Origin of the sequence: Salipiger thiooxidans (genome assembly GCF_900102075.1) — a bacterium.
Taxonomy (GTDB): Bacteria; Pseudomonadota; Alphaproteobacteria; order Rhodobacterales; family Rhodobacteraceae; genus Salipiger; species Salipiger thiooxidans.
On the sequence record NZ_FNAV01000001.1, the window covers coordinates 367,890 to 390,342 of the forward strand.

Annotated in this window: 22 protein-coding genes and 1 pseudogene; 1 reads left to right on the forward strand and 22 read right to left on the reverse strand. The window is 69.8% G+C overall.

The genetic code is table 11. From position 1 onward, the window contains the following. Position 1: 1 nt before the first annotated feature. The 11 genes and pseudogenes from BLQ77_RS01735 to BLQ77_RS01775 all read right to left on the reverse strand — a co-directional run bounded on the left by BLQ77_RS01735 (position 2) and on the right by BLQ77_RS01775 (position 10,199). Complete coding sequence (locus BLQ77_RS01735) at positions 2–1,912, reverse strand: FAD-dependent monooxygenase (RefSeq protein ID WP_089954623.1); 1,911 nt, start codon at positions 1,910–1,912, stop codon at positions 2–4. 200 nt (positions 1,913–2,112) lie between these two features. After that, complete coding sequence (locus tag BLQ77_RS01740; RefSeq protein ID WP_089954625.1) at positions 2,113–2,544, reverse strand: MarR family winged helix-turn-helix transcriptional regulator; 432 nt, start codon at positions 2,542–2,544, stop codon at positions 2,113–2,115. Between the two features lie 170 nt (positions 2,545–2,714). Next, entirely contained in the window at positions 2,715–3,959 is a 1,245-nt protein-coding gene (locus tag BLQ77_RS01745; RefSeq protein ID WP_089954628.1) for an MFS transporter, read from the reverse strand. A 12-nt stretch (positions 3,960–3,971) separates the two neighbouring features. Then, the gene (locus BLQ77_RS29205) at positions 3,972–4,328 is read right to left on the reverse strand and encodes a glutaredoxin domain-containing protein (protein ID WP_242661602.1); all 357 of its coding nucleotides are present in this window, start codon (positions 4,326–4,328) and stop codon (positions 3,972–3,974) included. Between the two features lie 102 nt (positions 4,329–4,430). Continuing rightward, positions 4,431–5,468: pseudogene (gene cysK / locus BLQ77_RS01750) on the reverse strand (cysteine synthase A); the annotation flags it as partial. A gap of 44 nt (positions 5,469–5,512) precedes the next feature. After that, complete coding sequence (locus tag BLQ77_RS29600; protein ID WP_278184672.1) at positions 5,513–5,635, reverse strand: hypothetical protein; 123 nt, start codon at positions 5,633–5,635, stop codon at positions 5,513–5,515. A 13-nt stretch (positions 5,636–5,648) separates the two neighbouring features. Continuing rightward, entirely contained in the window at positions 5,649–6,083 is a 435-nt protein-coding gene (locus tag BLQ77_RS01755) for a globin family protein (protein ID WP_089954633.1), read from the reverse strand. 91 nt (positions 6,084–6,174) lie between these two features. Continuing rightward, positions 6,175–6,873, reverse strand: coding sequence for a response regulator (locus BLQ77_RS01760; protein ID WP_089954635.1), 699 nt, complete (start codon positions 6,871–6,873; stop codon positions 6,175–6,177). Beyond that, positions 6,870–8,783, reverse strand: coding sequence for a hybrid sensor histidine kinase/response regulator (locus BLQ77_RS01765; protein WP_089954638.1), 1,914 nt, complete (start codon positions 8,781–8,783; stop codon positions 6,870–6,872). Before BLQ77_RS01765 ends, BLQ77_RS01760 begins: the two co-directional genes overlap by 4 nt. 2 nt (positions 8,784–8,785) lie before the next feature. Beyond that, positions 8,786–9,838: an adenylate/guanylate cyclase domain-containing protein gene (locus BLQ77_RS01770; RefSeq protein ID WP_089954641.1), complete on the reverse strand. Its 1,053-nt coding sequence runs from the start codon at positions 9,836–9,838 to the stop codon at positions 8,786–8,788. A 4-nt stretch (positions 9,839–9,842) separates the two neighbouring features. Further along, the gene (locus BLQ77_RS01775) at positions 9,843–10,199 is read right to left on the reverse strand and encodes a group I truncated hemoglobin (protein WP_089954849.1); all 357 of its coding nucleotides are present in this window, start codon (positions 10,197–10,199) and stop codon (positions 9,843–9,845) included. Positions 10,200–10,505: 306 nt separating this feature from the next. Between BLQ77_RS01775 and BLQ77_RS28635 the strand changes: the two genes are divergently transcribed. Next, on the forward strand, positions 10,506–10,655 hold the full coding sequence (locus BLQ77_RS28635; RefSeq protein ID WP_165617002.1) for a hypothetical protein: 150 nt from the start codon (positions 10,506–10,508) through the stop codon (positions 10,653–10,655). Between the two features lie 78 nt (positions 10,656–10,733). On the opposite strand, the gene BLQ77_RS01780 is transcribed toward BLQ77_RS28635, so the two are convergent. The 11 genes from BLQ77_RS01780 to peaA all read right to left on the reverse strand — a co-directional run bounded on the left by BLQ77_RS01780 (position 10,734) and on the right by peaA (position 22,374). Further along, on the reverse strand, positions 10,734–11,870 hold the full coding sequence (locus BLQ77_RS01780; protein WP_089954643.1) for an NAD(P)/FAD-dependent oxidoreductase: 1,137 nt from the start codon (positions 11,868–11,870) through the stop codon (positions 10,734–10,736). 24 nt (positions 11,871–11,894) lie between these two features. Then, positions 11,895–13,142 carry a flavin-containing monooxygenase gene (locus BLQ77_RS01785; protein ID WP_089954646.1) on the reverse strand — a complete coding sequence of 416 codons (1,248 nt, stop codon included), beginning with the start codon at positions 13,140–13,142 and terminating at the stop codon, positions 11,895–11,897. A 190-nt stretch (positions 13,143–13,332) separates the two neighbouring features. Continuing rightward, the gene (locus BLQ77_RS28640; protein ID WP_165617003.1) at positions 13,333–13,506 is read right to left on the reverse strand and encodes a hypothetical protein; all 174 of its coding nucleotides are present in this window, start codon (positions 13,504–13,506) and stop codon (positions 13,333–13,335) included. An 81-nt stretch (positions 13,507–13,587) separates the two neighbouring features. Next, positions 13,588–14,166, reverse strand: coding sequence for an OsmC family protein (locus BLQ77_RS01790; RefSeq protein WP_089954649.1), 579 nt, complete (start codon positions 14,164–14,166; stop codon positions 13,588–13,590). Between the two features lie 217 nt (positions 14,167–14,383). After that, positions 14,384–15,397, reverse strand: coding sequence for an AraC-like transcriptional regulator QhpR (gene qhpR / locus BLQ77_RS01795; protein WP_089954651.1), 1,014 nt, complete (start codon positions 15,395–15,397; stop codon positions 14,384–14,386). 177 nt (positions 15,398–15,574) lie between these two features. Further along, complete coding sequence (locus BLQ77_RS01800) at positions 15,575–17,272, reverse strand: ABC transporter transmembrane domain-containing protein (RefSeq protein ID WP_089954654.1); 1,698 nt, start codon at positions 17,270–17,272, stop codon at positions 15,575–15,577. Continuing rightward, positions 17,269–17,919 carry a subtilisin-like serine protease QhpE gene (gene qhpE, locus BLQ77_RS01805; protein WP_089954657.1) on the reverse strand — a complete coding sequence of 217 codons (651 nt, stop codon included), beginning with the start codon at positions 17,917–17,919 and terminating at the stop codon, positions 17,269–17,271. The genes BLQ77_RS01800 and qhpE overlap by 4 nt, the downstream gene beginning before the upstream one ends. Next, positions 17,919–19,010, reverse strand: coding sequence for a quinohemoprotein amine dehydrogenase subunit beta (gene peaD / locus BLQ77_RS01810; protein WP_008885481.1), 1,092 nt, complete (start codon positions 19,008–19,010; stop codon positions 17,919–17,921). The genes qhpE and peaD overlap by 1 nt, the downstream gene beginning before the upstream one ends. Position 19,011: 1 nt before the next feature. Further along, complete coding sequence (gene qhpC / locus BLQ77_RS01815) at positions 19,012–19,338, reverse strand: quinohemoprotein amine dehydrogenase subunit gamma (protein ID WP_008884373.1); 327 nt, start codon at positions 19,336–19,338, stop codon at positions 19,012–19,014. Continuing rightward, complete coding sequence (peaB, locus tag BLQ77_RS01820; protein WP_089954659.1) at positions 19,335–20,807, reverse strand: quinohemoprotein amine dehydrogenase maturation protein; 1,473 nt, start codon at positions 20,805–20,807, stop codon at positions 19,335–19,337. Before peaB ends, qhpC begins: the two co-directional genes overlap by 4 nt. 10 nt (positions 20,808–20,817) lie before the next feature. Beyond that, complete coding sequence (gene peaA, locus BLQ77_RS01825) at positions 20,818–22,374, reverse strand: quinohemoprotein amine dehydrogenase subunit alpha (RefSeq protein ID WP_089954662.1); 1,557 nt, start codon at positions 22,372–22,374, stop codon at positions 20,818–20,820. Between the last annotated feature and the right edge of the window lie 79 nt (positions 22,375–22,453).

The following is a 22,453-nucleotide window of genomic DNA, read 5'->3' on the forward strand; positions in this document are numbered from 1 at the left end:
GTCAGCGCGCCGGTGCCCTGAGGAAGCCGTCGAAGAAGGCCGCAAGCTCGGCGACCCCGGCAAGCGGCAGGACATGCGCGACGTACTGGTCGGGGCGCACCACGACCATGCAGCCCCGCGCGCGGTCGATGCCACGCATGTCGAAGATGTCGCCCGCGCCCTTGTGATCCACGCAGAAGACCTTTTCGTGATCCTGCAATCCGTAACGTCCCTTGGCGGGCTTCAGGAGCGCCGGCATCTCTTCATAGGCGAGCTGGTCGAAGGTCTGCTGGAACACCGCCCGCAGGTCGATGAGCCCGTCGATGTCCTCGTCGCTGCGAGTGTAGCGGACCAGCGGCGACGCCGCATCGCTGCCGAGCCACTCCGCCAGTCTGTGAATGGCCGAGGGGTCCTCGCCCGCGAAGGCGTAGATCCGCCAGCGCCCGTCGGCCTCGGCCACGTGCCCGAGCTGCATCTGCATCGCGTCCGCCACGCGCACAACCGGCGCCGAGTGGAAGCGGCGGCCGATCACCTGCCCCTGCGCCAGCGCCTGGTGGGTGTCCGCCCCGATCAGCGCCGACGGCATGTAGTGCACCGCAAGCCCGCCGGTGAACTCGAGGTTCTCGATGAACTGCTTCTGCACCCGCGGCATGTCCGACCCGTCGAGCTCGGACTCGCCCGGCGGCGCCGACATGATCCGCGCCCATTTGTGGTCGGTGTCCACCAGCCGCTTGGCCTCGAGCCAGCGCTCGGCGGAGTAGCTGTGCAGCAGGCTCGCATCCGCGCGCCCCTGGAACACATGCGCCAGCTTCCAGCCGAGGTTGAACGTGTCCTGCATCGACACGTTCATCCCCTGCCCCGCCTTCGGGCTGTGGGTGTGGCAGGCGTCGCCCGCGGTAAAGACCCGCGGCGTGCGGTGTGCCTTCCGGTCCTCGGGCACGTCGTCGAACCGGTCGGTCATGCGGTGCCCGATCTCGTAGACCGACCACCAGACCACCTCCTTCACGTCGATGGTGTAGGGCCGCATGATCCGGTTGGCGGCGGCGATCATGTGCTCGGAGGTCAGGTTGCGGCTCGAGACGCGCTCGTCGGGGTTCAGCTTGTCGAGCTCGACATACATGCGGAACAGGTAGCCGCCCTCGCGCGGGAGGATCAGCACGTTGCCCTCGGTGGCCGAGGCCACGACGCATTTCTGCCGGATGTCGGGAAAGTCGGTGTTGGCGAGGATGTCCATCACGCCCCAGGCCTGGTGCGCGGCATCGCCGTGCAGGGTGCCGCCGATGGCCTTGCGCACGTTCGAGCGCGCGCCGTCGCAGCCGACGACGTAGTTCGCCCGCACGATCCGGGTGGCGCCGGCGTTCACCCCGGTGTTCTCGAGCGTGACGGTCACCGGGTGGTCCTCGGTGGTCTCGTCCACGGTCACGTCCACGACCGACCAGCCGTAATCGGGCTCGAGCCTGCGGGGCGACTTGCGCATCACGTCGAGAAACAGCTCGTGGATCCGCGCCTGATTTATCAGCGTGTGCGGCATCTCCGAGGAATCGTCGGCCACGTCCTGCACCCGGCCTGCGCGGCGAATGTGCCCGGTGTTCTGCGGATCCGGGGTCCAGAAGGTTGTCTGGTTCACCCAGTAGCTCTCGCGCTTGACCTTCTCGCCGAAACCGAAGGCCTGGAACATCTCCATGGTCCGGGTGTTGACGCCATCCGCCTGCCCCTTCTCCATCGGGCCCGGCTTGCGCTCGACGATCATCACGTCGATCTCGGGGAAGCGCGAGAGCTGCGCCGCGAGGCAGAGCCCCGCCGGTCCGCAGCCCGCGATCAGCACGTCCACCTTGTCGGGAAGCGGTGCGAAACCGCCGTACTCGCGACGGCCCGGCACCGCATCGTCAAGGTCGGGATCGCCGCCGCGAAAGCCGTTCAGGTAGTACTGCATGATCTCTCCTCCTCGCCCTGCAGGCACGGGCCGTGGCCCGGTCTGGAGATATAGTATCTATACTTACCAATTTCGGTCAATCTATAAATATGTACACATACTAAATACATCATCCCGTTGTTTCGTATTGAAAATACCAAACGAGGCAGGGCGCGTCGGGCCACTCCTGGGACAGAAACTGCGAGGAAAGGGATTCGCCGCTAGGGCTGCGGTGCCCCGGCAGAGGCCTTGCGCGCGAGATCGAGGAACTGCGAGCGTTCCTCGTCCGAGAGGCCGGGCAGAATCTCGGCCTGAAGCGCGCGCACGACGGGGCGGATGCGGTCGAACATCGCGGCGCCCTCCCCCGTCAGCGTCACCACCCGGGCGCGCCGGTCGCGCGGGCTCACGGTGCGCGAAATCCAGCCCTTCTGCTCGAGCCGGTCGATCACCCCGCCGATGGTCGCACGGTCATAGGCGATGGCGGCGGCGATCCCCGCCTGGTCGATGCCGGGATTGCCGCGGATCGCGTCCATGGCCGCGAACTGCACCGGCGTGACGTCAAGGCCCGCGTCCTTGGTGCGCGTCGCAAACACGTGGGTCGAGGTCTGATGCAGGCGCCGGATCAGGTGCCCTGCCATGTCGTGTAGTTCCAAGACCCTGTCCTCCGCGTCGTTCGCCCTCGTAGCTTAAGTCATTCCTTCTCAGCATGTTACCCGGAATGATATGCGTTGCTACCTTTTCGACGCAAAGCGCCCGCCAGAGGCGGGTCGAAGGTCACAGAACGGTCGAAACGCGGGGCCCGTTTGGCCCCGCGCCTGTGGTTCTATACGGCAAGACCGTCCGCCATGCGGGTCCCCGTGCCGCGACAGGGCCGGATCACCAGCCAGCCGAGCAGCAGGATCACCGTCAGGTTCAGCACCCCCGCTCCGGCGGCCACGGCGAAGGTCAGCTCGTAGCTCGCCGTGGCGTCGAAGAAGAGCCCGCCCAGCCAGCCGCCAAGACCGTGCCCGCCCCACGCGAAGGCGATGATTATGCCGCTGCCTCCGGCCCGGCGCTTGGCCGGGAGCAGGGTGCGGATGCTGGTCAGCACCCCTGTCATCACCCCCGCGTAGCCGAAGCCGTAGACCGGCGCGAAGAGGTAGAAGAGCGAGATGTCGTCGATCCGCACGAAAAGGAAGACGAAGGCGGTCTGCCAGGCGCTCGCAGCGAGGTAGGCCGGCAGCGCGCCGATCATGTCCGCGAGTTTGCCGAAGGCCACCCGCCCGGCGATGGCGGCGATCATCATGACCAGCACGACGCTGCCCGCCTCCGCGCCGCTCGCCCCGCAGAGCTCGACCAGCGGCGCAAGATGCATGAGCGGCACAGACATCAGCGCGCAGCAGAAGACCACGCCGAGGCTCATCAGCGCCACCACCACCGGGGTCGGCACCGCCGGGAGCGTCTCGGCCACCTGCGCCGCCACGGGGCCGGCCCTGCGCGGGGCGCGGGCGAGCAGCGCCAGCGGCACGAGGATGGCCAGCGACGCAAGGCCGATGGCGACAAAGGCGCCACGCCAGCCGAGGCTCTCGATCAGCAGCGCGTTGGCGAAGGGAATGCCACCCTGCCCCATCGCCTGCCCGGCCGAGACGATGCCGATGGCGAGCCCCGCGCCGGTGCGGAACCAGCTCCCCACCAGCGCGAAGAGCGGCGCGAACAGCGCCCCGCCGCCCAGCGCGCCCGCGACGAAGAACAGCGCGTAGAGCTGCCAGAGCGCCGTGGCGAAGCCCGCCGCGGTGACGCAGAGCCCGGTGACAAGCGCGCCGGTCAGGATCACCTTGCGGGTGTCGACGCGGTCCGCCAGCCAGCCCATCGCGATGCCGCCCAGGGCGAGGCCGATAAGCCCCGCCGAGTTGATCAGCGCGACGTCTGCGCGGCTCCAGCCCTCGGCTTCCTCGAGCGGCGTGAAGAAGGCCGAGAGCCCGTTCACCAGTTGCCCCATCGCGACGGCCAGCATGGCCGACGCGGAAAGGACGATGACCCAGCGATAGGGGTCGGGGCGCTCGGGGGTGACGGAGTGGAGATCGTCCATGATCTGTCCTCCTCAGGCCGCGGCGGGTCTGCGCGGGTGCAGCCAGCCCGGCAGGAACCCGTAGGCGTTGCCGATGCCCTCGGCGTTTACCCCGCAACCGAGTTCTGCCAGCCTCTGCTGCAGGTCGCCCGCGTTGAAGGCGTCGAAGGTCTCGGTCGCGCCGCCGATGTGCCGGCCGCCCACGAAGACCTGCGGGATGGTCACCGCGCCGGTGGTCTCGGCCAGTGCCTTGCGCAGCGCGCCGCCGCGGTCGCCGATGCGGAAGGCGGCGCTGTCGAGATCGACCGAGCGATACGCGATCCCCGCCGCCGCGAAGAGCTTGCGCACCGACCAGCAGAACTCGCACCACTCGAGCGCGAAGAGTACCACCGGCTGCGACGGATCCGAGATCAGCGCTTGCAGGTCGGCCAGTGCCTCGTCGCTGGCCGCAGCCGGGGCGGCCTGCGCCGCGGGGGCGGAGGGCGCATCGAAGCGGAAGCGCGGGGTCGAGGCGGCGATGGCCAGCTCCTCGGCGTTCATCACCTCCTCGATGCCGCCGAAGAGCGGGGTCGAAAGGTAGCGCTCGCCGGTGTCGGGCAGCATGGCGAGAATGCGCGAGCCCTTGGGCGCATTGCGCGCCACCTCGAGCGCAGCGGCAAAGGTCGCCCCGGCGGAGGTGCCGCAGAGGATGCCCTCGTGCCGCGCCAGATCCTGCGCGCAGTCCATGGCGTCGGCCCCGGCCACGGCGCGGATCTCGTCGATCCAGCCCTCCTGCAGCACGTCATGCGCCAGCTTCGGGATGAAGTCCGGCGTCCAGCCCTGCATCAGGTGCGGGCGGAAGGCCGGGTGGCTGGCGGCGGGGGAGCCGTCGGGGTTGAACGGCTGCACCACGCCCGAGGCCAGAAGCGCCGAGTTGTCGGGCTCGCTGGCGACGATGCGGGTGCCCGGGCTGCGCTGCTTCAGCGTGCGCGCGACGCCCTTCATGGTGCCGCCGGTGCCGAAGCCCGACACCCAGTAGTCCAGCGGCGCGTCCGCGAAGGTCTCGAGGATCTCGGCCGCGGTGGTGCGCGAGTGCATGTCGGGGCCGGCCTCGTTCTCGAACTGGCGGGCGAGGAACCAGCCGTGGGTCTCGGCCAGCTCGCGGGCCTTGGCGATCATGCCCGAGCCCTTTTCGGCAGCCGGGGTCAGCACCACCCGCGCGCCCAGGAAGCGCATCAGCTTGCGGCGCTCGATCGAGAAGCTCTCGGCCATGGTCACCACCAGCGGGTAGCCCTTGGCGGCACAGACCATGGCAAGGCCGATGCCGGTGTTGCCGCTGGTGGCCTCGATCACCGTCTGTCCGGGCCTGAGCGAGCCGTCGCGCTCGGCGGCCTCGATGATGCCGAGGGCCAGCCGGTCCTTGATCGAGCCCATGGGATTGAAGGCTTCGAGCTTGACGTAGAGCTCGACGCCCTCGGGCGCGAGCTTGTTGATGCGGACGATCGGCGTGTTGCCGACGGTGTCGAGGATGCTGTTGAAAGCCTTGGTCATTGGAAGGGTCCTTGTCCGGAAAGGGAGGGGTTGGGAGGGAGGGGTCAGAGGATGGGCAGGATGCAATGGGCGAAGACCCCGGCAGCACCTGCCAGGATCGCCGCGACGATCACCCTGCGCGGGTGACGCGGCAGAAGCGCCGCGGGAGGGATGGACGGGGACGGCATCGCAGCGGTCCCCTCAGGCGCTCTTGCGCCGGGCCGCGGCTGCGCCGGCCAGCATGGTCCCGGCCACCGCGCCGTAGGCGGCAAGCCAGGCGTCACGGATCGCGGGCGTGAAGTGCGCCCCCAGCCGGCGGGACATGGTCTCGATCAGCGCGGCGCCCACGGTGTCGTAATCGCCGTCCTGCACGCCGTAGACGACGTGACGGGCGCCCAGAGCCTCGAGCGGTGCCAGCACCGGGGCGAGGTCGTCGGCGCTCTTGACCACCAGCGCGATGGCGGCGGCGAGCTTGCGGCCCTGCCCGGCCATGTCGGTCGCGCCAAAGAGCGGGCGCAGCGCCGGGTCGTGGCGGAACAGGGTCTCGTAGAAGTCAGCGGTGAGGGCCTCTGGCTCGGCGGCAAGCGCCTGCCAGCTGTCGCGGATGTCGGAGATGTTCTGCGGTGTCAGGCTCATGGCTTGCTCCTTTGATCGGAAGGTGCAGCCAGGATGTACGTCACGGGTTTCGCGCCTGTGTCCGGAAGGCGGCGCGCGTGTTTCGAGTGTTTCAGCCCGGGTCGTAGATGTAGCCAACCCCGCGCACGGTGCGGATGACCTCAGGCTTGGCGGGGTTCACCTCGATCTTCTTGCGGATGCGCGAGATGCGGATGTCGATGGAGCGGTCGAACGGATCCCACGAGCGGTCATGCGCGCCCTCGAGGATCTGGTCCCGGTTAAGCACCCTGCCCCGGTTGCGGGCGAAGAGCTTCAGCAGGTTGAACTCCATCGCGGTGAGCGGCAGCTCCTCGCCGCCCTCGTCGAAGAGCTTCGCCGCGTCGAGGTCGAGCCAGGTCTTGCCGAAGCGGAAGCGGGCCCGCTCGCGCGGGGCCTCGGTGGCGACACTGGTCTGGCGGCGCAACACCGCCTTGATGCGCGACACCAGCTCGCGCAGGTCCACGGGCTTGGCGAGGTAGTCGTCGGCGCCCATCTCGAGCCCCACCACCCGGTCGATCACGTCGCCGGCGGCGGTCAGCATGATGACCATGGGCGCCTCGGGCCCCTGCAGGCTGCGCAGGACCGACAGCCCGTCCTCGCCCGGCATGTTGATGTCGAGCAGGATGAGATCCGGCCGCGCCTCGGCGAGATGCGCGCGCAGCTCCTCGGCCCCGGACGCGAGCGTGGTGCGGTAGCCGCGCTTGCCCAGGTATTCCGCCAGCATCTCGCGCAGGTCGGGCTCGTCGTCGCAGATCAGGATGTGATCGCTCATGCCGCGCCTCCCTTGAGCATCGCCCGTGCCAGCCGCCGCAGTTCCTCGGGCGCGATGGGTTTCTCGAGGAACGGCCGCCCGGCTCTGTCGAGGAAGCCGCGCGCCTGCGGGCTCATGGTATCGCCTGTGACGAAGCCCATGCGCCGCGCCAGCGCCGGCCGATCGCGCAGCAGCCGCTTGTAGAAACCCCGGCCGCCGAGCCCCGGCATGTTCAGGTCCGACAGGATCAGGGCAAAGTCGCCACTTGCGACCCGCTCGAGCGCGGTCTCGGCGGAATTGGCCACGGTGACCTCGAAGCCCTCGCGCTGGAGGATCTCGCGGATCAGGTCCGAGACGTCCTCCTCGTCGTCGACCACCAGCACCGCCCCGCGCGAGACCGCCGCCTCAGGCGGACGGGTGGTGGCCGCGGCGTCGCTCTCGACCTCGGTGGTGGGCAGGCGCACGACCAGCGTGGTGCCGGGACCGGAGGTCTCGGCCAGCGCGATCCGGCCGGCATGGGCGGTGGCGATGCGGTGGCAGAGCGCCAGCCCGATGCCGGTGCCCGAACCCACGGGCTTGGTGGTGAAGAGCGGGTCGAAGATGCGGCTGCGGATCTCCTGCGGGATGCCGGGCCCGTTGTCCGTCACCCGCAGCTCGACCATCTGGGCACCGGCATCGTGGCTCAGCGCGATGCCGATGGTGTCGCCGGTGCCGCTGTCGCGGATCGCCTGATCGGCATTGGTCACGAGGTTGATGACCAGCTGCGAGAGCTGATGCGCATCGCCGCGCACGTTCGGCAGGTCGGGCGCGATCTGCAAGTCGACCTCGGCGCCCAGCCCGTCGGCACCGTTGCGCAGCGCATCCACCGCCATCAGCACGGTCTCGGCGATGTCGGTCGGCACCAGCCGCGTCGGCTGCTGGCGCGCCATGGCAAGAAAGGACTTCACGATCCGGGCACAGCGCTCTGCCGCATCCGAGATTTTCTCCACCCGGCGGCGCACATCGTCCGAGATCTCTTCATCGCGCAGCATCAGCGCGTGGCCCACCACCACCGAGAGCGGGTTGTTCAGCTCATGCGCCACGCCCGCCAGAAGCTCGCCCAGCGCCGACATCTTCTCGGCCTGGAAGATCTGCTCGCGCTGCGCCGCGAGGCGGCGGCGCAGGTCGACCTCCTTCGAGACGTCCACGGTGGACGACACCAGCACGTCCTCGCCCCGGTACTGGATCAGCCGGGCGGAGACGAGGCTCGGGAAGCGCGTGCCATCGGCGCGGACGCCGGTCACCGGCATGTCGTCGACCCGGCCGTCGGGCAGCACGGCGGTGATGAAATCCGCCCGCTCGGCGCGCGAGGCGAAATGCGCGTGGGTTCGCTCGGCGTTGCCCAGCAGCTCGGTCGCGGCAGGCGAGCGGTAGATCACCTCGCCGTCGCCGACGCGAGACATGATGATGTTGGCCGGGCAGTTCTCGAGCACCTTGCGCACCAGCTGGTCGGCGGCGCGCTCGGCCTCCTCGAAGCCGTGCCGCTCGGTAACGTCGGTCTGCACCAGCACGAAGCCCCCAGCCGCGGTGCTGCGCATCACGAACTCGTAGACCCGGTCGCCGCATTCCGCCTCAAGCGGGGTGACCATCCAGTCGCCGCCCGCAAGCCGCGCCTCCATGAAGCTGAGCCGCTCGCCGTCCTGTACCGAGACAGCGCCCCTCGCGGTCCACTCGCGCAGCAGCAGCGACCAGTCGAGCCCCGGCTCGAGCAGGTCGCCCACGGTGGTGTTCATCCGCTCGAAGCCGGAGTTGCAACGCAGCAGTACCGCGTTCTCGTCGAAGATCGCCAGACCCTCGGACAGGGCGTCGATCACCTCTTCCAGCATGTCGGACGGTCGCCGCCCCGGTCCGTCGGGCGCTTCCGGCACCGAGGGATCGAAGCGCACCGCCATGGTCAGAGTTCCTGCCCGGCGCGCATCTGTTCGGCGGAGATGCGGAACACCGGCTCTTCGCTTTCGCCCGAAAGCGCCAGAGTGCCCGCCTCGGTCGCCGAGAACTGGTTGTCGAGCGCCGCGACCACGGCGCCGTTGCCAGTGATGGTCATCGGCTCGGCCATGTAGCGCAGCCGGCTGGCATAGATCACCGCCGGGCCGAAGACGTCGTAGATGTATTTCTGCACCCCCACGACCGAGCCCACCACCGGCCCCGAGGCGATGCCCACCCGGCAGCTCCACTGGATCGGGTGGCTGGCGTTGCGCTGGTGCAGGTAACGCATGAAGCGGATGGCGGCGTTGGCCGCCGCCTGCGCGTGATCCTCGGTCGGGTCGGGCAGCCCGGCGACGCCGATATAGAGATCGCCCACCGCCCGGATCCGGGCACAGCCGAACTGTTCGCCGATGCGGTCGAAGGCGGTGTAGATGTCGTTGAGCTCGGAGACGATGACGGCGGGCTCATGTTCGGTGACCATCTCGGCGAAACCGATGAAGTCGATGCAGACCACCGACACCGGATCGTAGAGCCGCGGCGTGACAATGCCGAAGGTCTTGTATTCCTCGTAGACCGAGCGCGGCATCATGTTGAGCAGCAGCTTCTCGACCTGCTCCTTCTCGCGCTTGATCTCGCGGGTGTTGCGCTCGACCATGGCGGAGTAGCTGTCGATCATCGACTCGAGCTCCTTGATCCGCGAGATGTTCTGGCAGACCAGCACCGCGATCGGCTCGTCCTCGTCGAGCGCGCGGTTGAAATCCATCGCCACGGTCATGGTGCGGCGGCGCAGGCGGAAGGTGCTCTCGGTCGCGTAGCGCCCCTCGGAGGTCAGCGCCGCCCTCAGCGCCTCGACGTCGAGATCGCCGAACTGCTCCAGCAGGTTTGAGCCCACCTCCATCTCGCCGAACCAGCCGCGGAACGTGTCGTTGCAGAAGCGCAGCCGCAGGGTCTCGAGATCGAGCAGCGCGACCCCGACGCCGATCGCCCTCAGAAGCTGTTCGTTGATCGCCGCGATGGTCATGCGCTCACCCCGTCACCAAGGCGCGCCGGGCCTCGAAGGCCGCGAGGATGGCCTCCTGGTCCCCGGGCGCCACCCCATGATCGGCCAGCGTCGCCCGCAGCAGCGACTGGAGCTTGTCGAAATGCAGCTGGTGGATCTCGAGATGGGCGTGCATCCGGCGGATCTGCTCGTCGCTGTAGGAGGCGGGACCACCCATCAGCGACGAGACGAACTTGGTCTGGTGATCGACGATGCGCGCCATGTCGATCTCGTCAAAGAACGGCCCGACGTCATCGTCGTCGAGCAGCCGGTCGTAGAGGTCGAGGACGATCTTGCTGACGACGGAGAACCCGCCGTACTTTTCGAACAGGGACTTCTGCATGCGCTCCTCCCCCGGGCCGCGGGGCCCCTCGTCGCCAAAATCCGTTGTCTGGTAATCTTCTGCAAACATGCGGGATCTTGCACCTCTGTGGCAAGAAGTTCGTCGACGGGGCGGAGACCCCATCCTTTCCGGCGCATGTATGGATCGTGTTTCAGCGCGGGCCCCGCTTCGTTTCAATTGTTTCAGGGCGGGCCGGGGGGACGCTACAGTCCAAACATTTCCGCCCCCGCCGCGACATCGGTCCGAAACCGCGCCGGGCGAAGGTTGTGCATCACCGACGTGACCAACCTGACAAAGGACCAAACCATGAAAGCCCTGAACGACCTGCACCAAGCCCTTGAAGAACGCCGCGCCGAGCGTCGCTACCGCCGCGCCCTGCGCAACCTGCCGGGAGGCGTCGATGCCGCAACCGACGCCGAGCGCCGGCGCCTCTTCGCGAGCTTCCACAACTGCTGAACGCGCTTGCGCCGAAGCGAAGAGACCCGCCGATCCGGCGGGTCTTTTTTGTGTTCCCAGCGGGCGGCGGAGGCCGCGTCAGGCGACGCGGCGCTCCTCGGTCGGGCGGCCAGCGATCCAGGCCTGGTTGGCCTTCATCGCGCGGTTCAGCGCCTTGTGCAGGCCGGCGAGCTCGCCCAGCGACCAGTCGAAGCTCGCGATCCGGTCCGAGACCTCGAAGATCGGACCCGAGAGCCGGTCGCGCAGCGCCTCGTAGTCCGAGAGCGTGCCCGTCGTCACGGCCTCGGCCAGCAGGGCGGCATCGCGGAAGGCGTCGGTGATGCCATGCGCCGTCATCGGGTCGCGGAACCAGCTCGCATCGCCCACCAGCGCCCAGCCGGGACCCGCGCAGCGGCGGAAATAGCCGCGCATGCCGGCGAAGATCACCGGCGCCGCCTCGGGCACCGCGCCCTCCATGTCCGCGGCCATGCACGGCAGGCGGCGGTGCGCGAGCTCGGGCAGCGGGGCGCCGCGCAGGTCCTTCGCACGCGCCTCGGGCACCGCCACGAAGGCGCAGGTCCGGCCGTCGTTGGTCGGGATCAGCCCGCCCGCGGCGCCAAGGTCGAAGTGCCAGCGATAGCCGCGGTCGGGCAACTCGGTGACGTACTGGTAGGCGCAAGCGACCGAGTGCCCCGCCTGCCGCGTCAGCGGCGCCCCGACCAGACGCGCAACCCGCGAGCGCTTGCCATCGGCGCCGATCACCAGCGTGGCGCGGACCTCTTCGGTGCGGCCGTCACTGGACGCAAGCCTTGCGCCACGGACCCGGCCGGCATCGTCCCGCAGCAGGCCGACGCAGGCGGTCTCGTAACGCAGCCCGGCGCCGGCCTCGGCGGCCGCGCGGGCGAGCATCGCGTCAAGAAGGTAGCGGCGCGGCGCCATCAGGGTCTCGACCCCCTCCTCGGGCCGGATGTCGAGATCGAGCGCGGCGGCACCGTAGATGAAGCTGGTGCGGCTGACCTGCGGCGTGCCGGCGGCGCGAAGCGGTTCGGCAAGGCCCCAGCGCTCGAGCAGCATCACCGCGCCGCGCATCAGCGCGTGGGTGGACATCGTGTCCGTGCCCGGCGGGGCGCTGTCGACAAGCAACACGCGCGCGCCCTGCCGGGCAAGCAGCATGGCGGTGGCGGCCCCGGCGCAGCGGGCGCCGACGACGATGGCATCATAGTGGGTCGTGGTCATTTTCCTGGTCCTTTCGAAGGGGGTTCAGGCTGCAAGGGAGGCATCGCGCCGAAGCCCGGCCGCGATGAGAGGGGCGAGCGCCTCGGCGTCGCGGCCCACCCCGTGGATGAAGGCCGAGGCGCGGTGACGCATGAAGGGAAGGCCCAGCGCGTAGAGCCCGGGCACGGCGGTCACCCCGCCCTGGGTCTGGAGCTCACCGGCGGCGTCGAGCACCGGCAGGTGCAGCCACGGGTAGCTGCGCCGGAAGCCGGTCGCCCAGATCACGGTCCGGATGCCAGCGGCGGCAAGGCCGAGCCGGTCGGGACCGCTGCCCGGCAGCTCCGGGGCGCGCCACGCGGCGGCATCGGGTGGCAGCCGTAGCCCCGCCGCAGCGATATGACCGTCGACATGGCGCAGGATCCGGTGACGCCGCCGCTCGGCGGCCTCGATCTCGGGCGCCAGCGCCGGGTCGAGCCGGACCACACCACCACCCGCCCCCAGCGCGCGCCCGACGAGGCTCACGCCCATGGCGGCCAGTGTCTCGAGCCCCAGCGCTCCGCCTCCGCCCGCCCCAGTGAGCTGCAGCGACGGTAGCGCCATGAGCTGGCGGGGATCGGCATTCGCGGGGCGCGGCTCTTCGAGAAAGCCGCTGCCGGAGAGCAGGGAAAAGATCTCGCGCCCGCGGTACCGCCGCGGCGTGCGCACGTGCCGCCCGACCGCGAGCGTGACAGGCCGGCCCGACGCCCGGATCTCGGCGGCAAGCTGCACCCCTGTAGCCGAGGCGCCGACGACAAGAACGCCGCCCGGCGCCAACACCCCGGCGCCGCGGTAGCGGGTGGGGCTCACCTGCGCGATGTCCTCCGGCAGGGCCGCGGCCCAACCAGGGACAGCGGGCCGGTCGCAGGCGCCGGTGGCGATGACCACCGCCCGCGCGAAGAAGTGCCGCGCGCCCGCGTCGACGTGGAAGAGACCGGTCTCGTGGCGGACCGAGCGCACCGCACAGCCGGTCAGCACCGGCGCCGCGATGGCCTTGCGGTAGGCCGAGAGCCGCTCTCCGAAACTGGCCGCCGACATGAACCCGTCGGGATCGGCCTCGGGCCAGGGTCCGGGCAGGCGGTTCATCCAGTTGGGCGTCAGCAGGTGCAGCCCCGGCCAGCGTTCGGCGTGCCAGCGCTCGCCCACCCGGCCGCGCTCGAGCAGGAGGTGGTCGATGCCGCGCCAGGTCAGCGACCAGCTGAGCGCGAGGCCGGCCTGGCCCGCTCCGACGATGATGACTGGGATGATGGGGGACATTGGGGTTCTCCGTCTTGCGTTGGAGCCACCCTGAGCGGCGCGGGTTTCGCTTGGGCGTCGTCGAAGGCGCCTTTGCGTTTCGACTGTTTCAGTGTGCGATCAGGGGTTTGGCCCGAAGAAAAAAGGCCCGCAGCCTTGCAGCTGCGAGCCAGTCGGGACGGGAAAGGAGGAGGGAGGAAGGGCGTCGGGGTCAGGCCGCCATCGGCAGGCACGGGGTGATCTCGGGATCGTCGCGCCGCGCGATCCCGGTCAGGCGGTTGCGGTCCCACCAGCTGCGGAAGTCGGCGAAAGCATCGCGAAGCGCGACGTGGTCGAAACCGGAGCCGTAGCTCTTGGTGGCGTCGGAAGCGGTGAAGCGGGGCATGGGGAAGATCCTTCTGAAATCGGAGGATTGAAAGCGTGGCGGTGGTGGCCCGCGCCCGGGGCGCGGCGCGGGCACCTGCGCTCAGCCGGCCATCTCGACCGAGATGGGGACGCCGTTGCGGAGCACGTCGAAGACGGCGGAGCGGGCGACCGATTGCTCGACGATCTCGCGCAGCTTCTCCTGCGGGGCGTCGCCGCGGATGGTCACCGCCATGCGGACACCGGTGAAGCCGTTGCGCGCCGTCTTGTCGAGCCCGAGGATGCCGTTCAGGTCGACGTCGCCCTCGACCGAGGTCTCGACCGCGTGCAGCTTCACCTGGCGGATCGAGGCGATGTTGCCGATGCCCGCGGTGATGCAGGAGGCCAGCGCCGCCAGCAGCAGCTCTACCGGGGTCGCGGCGTTGTCGGTGCCGCAAAGCACCTGCGGGTGGTCGCACTCGACATCGTACTCGCGGCGGTGCTTCATCTCCTGCATGGCGCCGTGGAAGCCGGTGAAGGCGGTGCGGCTATGGGTGCCCGAGAGCCATTCGCCGTTGGCGCGGAAGGTGAACTTGGCGATCTCCGGGGTCTCGCCCACCACGCCCAGCGTGGCGAGGAAGGTCGGGACGTCGACCCCGTTCATGGCGGTCTTGGCGGGCTTTTCGAGGGTCTGGGTGGTCATTGGAAACTCCTGTCTGTGATCTGGTCTGTTGCCGGTCAGGTCGGGCGTCCTGCCCTTCCGATGACAGCAGTTCTGACGGACCGGAGTTTCAGGCCGATTGCGCGGGGCGTTTCGTTTGTTTCATTGCGGAGAGCGCGGGCCCTCGCGCGCTGAGACACGCTCGGTGGTACGACCGGCCTTGGGCCGGTTCTCGACGGACAGACTGCGAGAAATGGGCCTACCCGGCGAGACCGGGTCGCAGGTCTCCAGCCGCGGGCTGGCGGGCACTCTTCCGGATCTCGCTCGGGCACATGCTGAACCAGCGCGAAAAAGCCCGCGAGAAGGCGGTCTGGTCGGAGTAGCCCAGCGCGTGGGCGATGTCGCCGAGGCTCCGCTCGGTGCGGGTCAGCAGCGCCTCGCCCTGCGCCCGGCGGCATTCCTCGAGGATGTCGTGGTAGGAGGTCGCCTCGACCGACAGCTTGCGGCGCAGCGAGCGGTCGGACATGCCGAGCTCGGAGGCGATGGACGCCTGCCCCAGCGAGCCGCGTCCGATGTGGCGCAGGATGCGCGCCCGCACCAGTTCGCCGGTCGCGAGCCGGCTCTGGCGGCGCGACAGCCGGTCGAGCAGCGCCCGGCTGCGTTCCGAGAACTCCTGCGTGCCGGCGCTGCCGGTCACCGAGGGGTTGGAGAGGAAGCGCGCGGGAAAGGCCACGTAGTTCTCGGTCTGGTCGAAGCGCGGCATGACCCTGAGGTGGCGCGCGCATTCCGACGGATCGCGGTCGGGGACGTATTCCAGCCCGACCTGCCGCAGCGCCCCGCGCGGCATCCCGAAGCGCATGCAGATGTTCTGCGCCAGCGACAGGGTGATCTCGGCATCGCCGCGCCGGGGCCAGATCTCCGGGTCGAGCACCCGGTAGCTCAGCCGCGCCTCGTCGTCGATCACGGTGAAGCTGGTCTCGGCCCCGCTCTGCAGCATCGGAAGCCCCTGCGCCAGCTGCCGCATGGCGTGGCCAAGCGTCGGCGCGCAGGCGATGATCTCGCCGAGGTCGCCCAGCATGTCGAAGGTGAAGATCTCGCCCACGGTCCACGCGTAAAGCCCGCCCTCGGAGCGCTGCCGCAGGGTCTCGAGCCGGTCGACGAAGAACGACAGCGGGACAAAGCCCTCGCCCTCGACGGAGGGTTGCCCATGGCCTGCGTCATCGCCGCCGAGCACCGTCCCGGCGATGGCCTCAGAGATGACCGAATTGAGCATGTCGGGGCCTTCCTGTGGCGGTGGGTCCGATACCTTTCGACGCAAGCCTATCCGATTTTCGCGATCCGACGGAGTCCGTTTTCCGGACGTGCCCGCGCTTGGCAAAGGCCCGCGCGTGATTGGCGCGCGCATGACGGGACGGCGCACAGCGCCGCAGCGGACCGAAGGGAGCTGGTGTCAGACCGCGGCCCTCCGGGTCATGGGCAGCGGCACACCCGGCCGGAGCTCGGCCTCCAGCGTGATCCGCTGGTCATAGGCGCGCGTCCGAACGGCGCCGGAATGGGCCACGAAGATGCGGAGCCGGTCGGCGCAGGCGCGGTCGATGGCGTCGAGGATGCGTTCGCAGCGGGCGGTATCGATCTCGGAGAAGCTCTCATCGAAGATCAGTACTCCCGAGGGCCGCAGCAGCGCGCGGGCGATGGCGATGCGCTGGCGCATGCCGCCCGAGAGCGTCGCGCCGAGCTCGGTCAGCCCGGTGTCGAGGCCGCGATGGTCGTCGGCCCAGTCCAGCAGGTCGCAGATGCCCAGCACCTCGCGGCAATCGGCGTCCGTGGCGTCCGGCGCCGCCACCAGCAGGTTGTCGCGCAGGGTGCCGCGCAGGATGCAGGGCCGCTGCGGGACATGGGTGATGGCCTCGCGCCGGCTCGCGGTGCTGTAGATCGCGGCGGGCTTGCCGTCGATCTCGGCCGTGCCCTCGGCCAGCGCGACCTCGCCGGTGAGGCTTGCCAGCAGGGCCGACTTGCCGATGCCTGAGGGGCCGTCGAGCAGCACGCCCTGCCCCGCCCGCAGCTCGAGCGCGACCGGTGCATGGCCGCCCCACGGGCTGCGCGCGCCCTGCAGGCGGATCACCGAGGGCCGGAGCGGACAGGTCTCGCCCGCCGCCGGGTCGTGCGCGTCACCGATGATGCCCGACAGCCGGGCCAGCGCGACCTTGGCGCGGGCCTGCGCGTGGTAGAGCCCCAGCAGGTTGCGCAGCGGGCCCGCCATCATGCCGGTGTAGGCGAGGAAGGCGATCAGCGAGCCGATGGGCCACGACCCCGTCACCACGAGCCAGCCGCCGAGCAGCAGCACGGCAGAGCGCACAACCGCGGTAAGGATCTGGCTCACGGCGCCCACCGCCTCGGTCCAGAGCCGCTGCCGCTCCTGCGCGCGGAAGAGGTCGCCCTGCAGCGCGCCGAAGCCGGTCTCGCGGGTGCCGAAGGCGTTCAGGGCACGCAGCCCGGGGACCAGCATGAAGGTCTCGGCCAGCTGGCTCGAAAGCCCGCCACGGTGTTCGCGCACCTCCTCGGCCCGCGCCTGCGTGCGCGGCCGCGCCCAGCTCAGGAACCAGAGCTCGAAGGGGGCGGCGAGCGCGGGCAGCAGCGCCAGCCGCCAGTCGAGCGCCAGCATCAGCGTGGTGCCGCCCAGCAGCCGGAACAGCGCGGTGACCGCGACGAGGCCGGAATCGAAGAGGAAGCGCTGGATCTCGGCGCAGTCGCCATCGATGCGGGTCTGCGCCTCGCCCACGGGCAATGCCTGCGTCTGCGGATCGCGCGCGAGTGCGGCCCCCAGAACCGAGCGCCGCAGGTCGCCCAGCATGGCCTGCGAGGCCCGCAGATGCGCCATCTGCGAGACGATCCCAAGCCCGACGACGCCGAGCCCCAGCGCGAAGCCGACCGCCGCCCAGGTCACGAGCGCCTGCATGTCCCGCGCCATGATGCCCCGGTCGATGAGCGCCTTGGTCACCATCGGCGCCGCGAGCCCCACCGCGGCGGCGAAGAGCGACAACGCCAGCACCCGGGACATGCCGGGCAGCGCGCGCTCGACCAGCGGGCCGAGCCAGCCCGCGCCCGGGAAGATCCGCGCGGCCATCATGCGTGCGAGCCGCGCCCTCATGCGGTCTTCCTTTCCGCGCCGTGGTGACGTGCGCGCAGCGCCAGCACGTCCAGCGCCGCCGCGCTCGTGTCGGCGCCGTCCGCCATGATCGCGGCAACATGCCCGGCAAGGCGCGCCGTCCCGAGGCTCGCGCCGCCCATGCCGGTGCCGCCGTGCTCGGGCGAGTTGCACCACGCTCCGAAGAGCCGCGGACCCAGCCGGGACAGCGCGTCCCAGCCGCAGCGCGCATCGCCGGTTCCGGCGATGACGCCGGGATAGGCGGCGGGCCATGGCGCCGGGCCGCGGGCGGGATGGGCCGCGACCAGAACCAGCCCCGCCGCCTGCGCCCGCGCCACCGCCTCGGCCAGCACCGTGCGGTCGGCGGAAAGCCCGAGGCTGAGGCAGACCAGCCCCACATCCCCGCGCCCGGCCAGCCAGTCGAGCGCCGCCGCCACCCGCAGCGCCGAGGTCACGGGCCGCGCGTCGAAGACCTGCGCATGCACAAGCCGCACCGTGGGGCAGGCCCGCAGGATCGTCCGGGCCACGGCCGTCCCGTGGCCCAGCCGGTCAGGCAGGGCGGCATGCCCTGCCCCGTCGGCATCGAAGGCGCGCGCCTCGCCCGGCAGGTCCGGCGCCGCGCCGCTGTCGATGATGCCGACCGCCCGCATCACTCGTCGCGCTGGAACAGCCGGATGTTGGAGAGCGACATCGCCGCGCCATCGGGCATGTCGACCTGTCCCTTGCGCTCGAGCGTCTCGGCATCGTAGGCCGCGAGATCCGACAGCGCGCCGCCCAGCCAGACGGTGTTGCCGTCCGACGAGACGTTGACCGAGTAGTAGCTGTGCGGCAGCGCCACCCGCTTGAGCGGCTCGACCTTCTCCATGTCGAAGCTCTCGAGCACGTTATAGGCGCCGTAGACGCGGGTGCCGTCGGGGCTGGCCGCCGAGGAGAAGTAGAAGACGTCCATCATCCGGATGTCCTGCATCTCCATCTCGCCGCTCTCGAGGTCGAGCGTCAGCATCCCCGTGCGCCAGGCCTCGGGATCGTCGAGGCTGAGGTCGGTGCGGGCGGTGTAGAACGGCGTCACCATGATGTTCGAGCTCTCGAACTGGCTCCAGACGTCGAGCACGTCGGGCTGCATGTAGGCGTCGGGCTTCCAGCCGTGGATCGGCATTTCGTCGATCTGATCGCCGCTTGCGGCATCGAAGACGAACATGCTGCGACCCATGCCGTAGATCCTGGAGCCGTCGGCCGAGTACATCAGCAGGGTGATCTGGCGCGGCGCCTCGACCGTCTTCACCGTCTCGAGCGTGGCCGTATCGACGAAGGCGATGCGGGTCGGCTGCACCTCGTAATGGGTGGTGCCCAGCGTCACCGGCGACTGGTAGACCGCGAGGGTGGAGCCGTCGGGCGAGAGGTCCATGCCGAAGAGCGTCTTCACCCGCTCCCCGGCGCTGCTGAAGTCGGTGCGCGCCACGGTCTCGCCGGTGGTGAGATCCACCTTCACGATGCTTTCCGTGCGGTTGATCGTGACATAGGCGAAGCGGCCTTCGTCATCGACGACGGGTACCGCGGGCTGCGGGCCGGCGTCCTCGGCCAGCGTGATGACCTTGTCGATCGCCATCGCCTCGGTGTCGACGACGACGAGCTTGTTGGGCCGCGCCGGAGCGAGGATGTAGTCCCTGGCCACCGCGGGCACCGCCGACAGCGCCATGCCGCCCGCGAGCAGCAGCGAGAGGGTCCTGTTGCAGGTCATCATGTCAGCCTTTCGGTTCCGGGAAGACGGACTGCAGGTTGCGCCAGTCCTCGGTGACGTTGGTCGCGTCGTCGCTCCAGTTCGGGTAGGTGTTGAGCGTGTCGGCCACCTGCGCGGGCCACCAGCAGGGATCGGCGCAGCCGTAGAGATCGGCCTCCATCGGCTGGCAGAGGTTCGACAGCGCCCCGAAGGCGTCGACCTCCCAGCCGGGATCGAAGGAGGTGGTGCAGCCGACGAGGCTGTTCATCGCGACCACCTCGTCTTCGCGGCCTTCCGCCTGCGCTTCGACAAAGGCCTTGGCCTTGGAATTGGCCGGGGTGAGATGTTTCATCTGGCAAGCTCCTGTGCAGGGCGTGGCTGGGCGGCACCGGGCCGGGCAAGCCGCGGCTCGAGCTGGGTTCTGAAGAAGGCGGGGTTGGCCTGCATGATGCGGACATAGGCTTCGACGCCGAAGTCGACCCAGTCCCGCATCAGGTCGCAGTAGTGGTAGACCGGGGCGAAGGCGTCGCCCTGCCGGGCGTAGCTCTCGTGGTAGCAGCCACCGGCGCAGATCGACCGGATCCGGCAGGTCTTGCAGCCGAACTCGGTGCGGTCCTGCGCGGTCTCGATGAACCGTGCGAGCTTGGGGACGTCGATGCCGCGGTCCACGTTGCCGTAGGTCGGCTGGTCCGAGCCCACGAAGCGGTGACAGAGGTGCAGGTCACCCTCCTTGTCCACCGCCAGCATGCCCAGACCGGCGCCGCAGGGCACCTGCTTCTTGGTGCCCTGCGCGATGTCCGTGAGCAGCTGGTGCATGTTCGAGAAACCGATGTTCTCGCCCCGGCAGGCGGCCTCGACGTAGCGCCGTCCGAGCGCCTTCATGTCCTCGAAAACCTGCTTCAGCGCATCCTGGTCGAGGTTGAACACCGCTATGGGCCCGGAGGTGGCGGGGCCGAAGCCCACCTCGGCGAACCCGAGGTCGTACTTAAGGTGATCGTGAATGCCGATCACGTCCGTCACGCCCCGGGTCAGGGTGACGCGCACCCCCACCGGCCGTGCCGTATAGCGCGCCAGCAGCATCCGGACCTTCTGCGACACCACGTCATAGGTGCCCTTGCCGCCGACGGTCTTGCGGTTCACGTCGTGCAGCGCCTTGGGGCCGTCCATCGACACGGTCAGCGCGAAGCGGTGGGCGTTGAACCAGTCGACCATCTGCTCGGTGAGCAGGGTGGCGTTGGTGGTCAGACTGAAGTCCACGACCTTGCCCAGCTCGGCGGCGCGCGGCTCGGCATAGGCCACGACCTCGCGGATCAGCGGCATGTTCGACAGCGGCTCGCCGCCAAAGAACACCACGTTGATCCGGTCGCGCCCGCTGGCCTGCTTCAGCAGCAGCTCGATGCTCGCCTTCGCGGTCTCGAAGCGCATCTTCTCACCCTTCGAGGGGATCGCGAGATCCTCCTTGTAGCAGTAGGTGCAGGCGAGATTGCAGCCGGTGTTGACGTTGAGGATGATCGTCGAGAGCGGAATCTCCTCGACCGGCACGATGCTGCGCGCCACCTCGGGCTCGGCCGCGTCGCGGACGATGTCGAGGTCGAGGAAGCTTTTCACGCAGTCGGTCAGCTCGGACGGGCTGTGCCGGTGCCCGAGCGCCTCCTGCATGGTCTGCGCCCCCACCGCGTCGTGGCGGCGGAAGAGCTCGTAGACGTCGCGCGACACCGGGTCGAGCTCGAAGAGCGCGCTGGTCGGCACGTGCATCAGCATCGCGTGGCCATCCACGTCGACCCGGTGCGCGTTATGGGTGATGAGTGTCAGGTCTCCCATGGTCCCTCCCTCAGCGGATCGGCGCATCGACGAAGCGCTGCACCGTCGAGAACAGGTGCGCCTCGGCGCTCAGCGGCTCGGCACTGCCTTCGTAGGTGGCGGTGATGCGCAGGTTGCCGACGTTGTTCGTGCCCATGACGCGCTCGGGGTTGGGGCCCGCACCCGCCGGGGTGAAGCGGCCGGTCTGGTCGATGGAGCCAGCGTATTTCGCGTCCTCGACCTCGGCGGCAGCTTCGTCCCAGTTGTCGGTGGTCCAGGCGGCCTCGACCGCGCCGATGGCGAGATCATCGTCGGTGGCGGGCGCGCCGTCGGGGCCGTTCGACCAGGCCCAGGCCTCGAACTGTGCCGGGACCTTGGGGATCGGACCGCCGTTGCCGCCGATGCGGGCCATGGCGACCTCGGGGACGATGCTGATGCGGTCGATGCCATCGTAGACCACGAGATCGGAGGGCGTGGCCGCGTCGCCGAACAACAGCGCATAGGTGCCCTCGGTTTCGCCGGTCACCTTGAGGACCACTTCCCCGGGGCTCTCGCTGACGATCTCTGCGCTCAGCCCCTCGGGCAGGACCGCCTCGCCGGACAGGCCGGTGCCGGTCAGGGTGACCTCGGTGGTGCTGCCCGCGGCGATGGCGGCGGGGTTCATGCCGATGATCGCGGGCGCGGCGTCCTCGGCCCGGGCGACGATGTCACCGCCGGTCGCGTCCTCGCCGGCGACGAACCAGCGGCCCGAAAGCTCGGCGCCCTCAAGCGCCATGACCTGCCGGATCGTCACATCCCCGGCGCTCAGCGTCGCGCGCCATTCGCCCGCGCCATAGACCAGCCCGGTGCCGGTGTAGGTCTCGCTGCCGTCGGCGAAGCTCAGCTCGAGCGTCGCGTCATAGCCCGCATCCGAGGCGGCCAGCTCCATCGAGCCCGAGTAGGCGCCGCGGCCCGGCTGCCGCCCGGCCACCACGTAGCGGCCCGAGAGATCGCCTGAAAAGGCCTCGGGCATGTCGCCCAGCGGGTAGGTCTCGGCGAGGAAGGGAATGATCTGCTCCTGCGCGATGCCCCACCAGTCGCGGTCCCGTGCCAGCGCCTGGTATTCCAGCGTCGGGAACTGGCCGAGGTGGAAGTTCACCAGATGCGCCCAGTCCTCGGGGGTCCGGCGTTGCAGCGCCACGCGGGCGTAGGAGTGGCAGCGGCCGCAGGTCTCGGACATCAGCTGGTCGGGGCCGGAATCCTCGGCGATGGGCTGCTTCTCGAGGATGTAGCGGCGGCCCTCGGTCTCGGCGACGGTGAGGCCACGGGTGTCGGCAAGGTAGCGGACGACCGCGACACGGTCCTCGGGGCTGAGTGCGACGCCGTGGTTGCGCATCATGCGCACCACGGTCATGTCCCAGGCCTCGGGCGTCTTGCGGACGGCGTCGATGCGCTCGACCGCGCCATCGTCGGTGGTGGCGTGACAGGCGGCGCAGATCGTGGTCAGCACCTCCTCGCCGGATTGCGCCAGCGCTGGCAGCGCGGGCATCCCCGACAGCATCAGGCAGGCTGCGCTTGCAGAAAGGTAAAGACGGTGTCTTGAGGTCATGCGCGATCCTCTGGCTTGGTCCGGACGGGCGTGCCCTCCGGCGGGTGGCTTCAAGATGGAGGGCAGTCTTGCCGAGAGG